Genomic DNA, 1,535 nt, shown 5'->3' on the forward strand with positions numbered 1-1,535 from the left:
CACCGCGGCCACCAGGCCATACTTTCCAGTATCGATGATGAAATAGCCGCGCCGATAGTTCTCGAAGGCGCTGAAGTCCGCGCCGGGGCGGCCCACGTTGCCGCCGGACGGAACAAAGGCGGGAAAATCCTCCATGCCAATCAGGGCGCCGTCCACCAGAGCGGTCTCGATCACCGAGCCAGCCACCGGGGAATGGTAACGATGATAGGTGTTGGGCATGAGAATGCAGGAGAGCGCCGTGCCGCCCACGAACCGCTCCCAGTGCTTGGAACCGGCCAGCAACTGCTGGATGTTCAGTTCCTGGGTGCCCTTGGTGCGCAGCCTGGTACTGTTGTCCACGATAGGCACGGGAATGGCGTTCATGATCGCGTCCGTGGGCGCGCTGATCACATAGTCCCGCTCCGGCATGGTCTGGGGTCGGCTGTGTGCCTGATCCTTGAAAACGCGGGCGAAGAAGGCGTTGAACGCGTCAAAGCCGCCGTCCGAGGCATCGGGATCCGGGAGCAGGTAGTCTTCTTTCTCGATGCGCGGGTTCGCCAACCACTGGGCTACTACGGTTCGCGACTCCGGACTGTTCATGAAGGCGCCCCGATCCTGAACGAAACGCGCAAACAACTCCCGGCCAGGAGGGATTTGGAAAACGGTCTGGCCAAAGGGGTTCTGGTAGGCGAAGAAGTCCATCACCTCGATGTAGGCCAAACCATCGTCCGAGCTGCCCTTGGATCTGGGCAGAAACAGGCACCAGTCGCCCAGGAAGGCGAGCAGGTCGTCAAAATGCTTGCCGATCCATGGATTGCCCCCCGGGTGGTAGCCTTCCGGTAGGGGCTGCATGTTCTCAAAGGCATTGTCCATCAACAGCCTGAAAACCTCGTCTTCCTGGTAAGCCTCGGCAAAGGCGCCGATGCTTTCCGTGCATTGCGCGGGCGGTGGTGGTGGAACCTCGGCCCGGCCGAGGGTAGCCCAACCGGTCAGGCAACAGATCAGACAGTAAAGCAGCCGTTTTTTCATGGTTTCCCGCTTTGGTGAGTGTTGAGTGAGGTTTGATGGTTTAGCCACACATCCGGCGCGAAGAGATTCAATCCCAGTCGCCGGGCAATGTGCTTGATCGCCCGTTGCGCGCGGATGCTGTTACCGACCGGGTTCAGACATCGGTATTGGCGCCTTGGGTGTCCTCGGCAAACCGTGCATGGGTTTATTGCAACAGGGTGCATAGTTCGTGCTGGGGTCTGGTCTGACGCGCCTCGGCCTGATCGGTGAGGCCAGGCAAGAGCGCGGCCAGCAGGATCAATGCGCGGGCGGGCTGCGTGAAGCGATGGGAGTGCAACTGGACTAACATAGGAAAATCTGCGGCGCCGATGATTGTCACAGCGCTGTTTTCTTACCTTGGAATGGTGCCTGTCCGATGCGACTGAATCCGATCCGCCCACTGTTACTGTGCCTGCTCGGCTGGCTGACCCTGGCACCGGCGCTTGCCCGAACCGCCGACTGCCAGATTCAGACCGCGCGCCTGACGCTGGATGACGGCATTGCCCTAG

The 1,535-nt window shown here is 60.7% G+C and carries 2 protein-coding genes; both read right to left on the reverse strand.

Annotation, left to right across the window (positions count from 1 at the left end):
• The coding region (locus tag QZY07_RS20105) for a phosphatidylserine decarboxylase (protein WP_295406453.1) at positions 1–1,008 on the reverse strand (1,008 nt) is incomplete at its 3' end.
• Positions 1,009–1,192: 184 nt separating this feature from the next.
• Positions 1,193–1,336, reverse strand: coding sequence for a hypothetical protein (locus QZY07_RS20110; RefSeq protein WP_295406456.1), 144 nt, complete (start codon positions 1,334–1,336; stop codon positions 1,193–1,195).
• Positions 1,337–1,535: the final 199 nt, after the last annotated feature.

Source organism: uncultured Thiocystis sp. (genome assembly GCF_903866365.1).
Lineage (GTDB): Bacteria > Pseudomonadota > Gammaproteobacteria > Chromatiales > Chromatiaceae > Chromatium.

Excerpts from the sequence above, each read along its gene's own strand:
- QZY07_RS20110 (WP_295406456.1), bottom strand. The coding sequence starts at position 1,336 with ATGTTAGTCCAGTTGCACTCCCATCGCTTCACGCAGCCCGCCCGCGCA.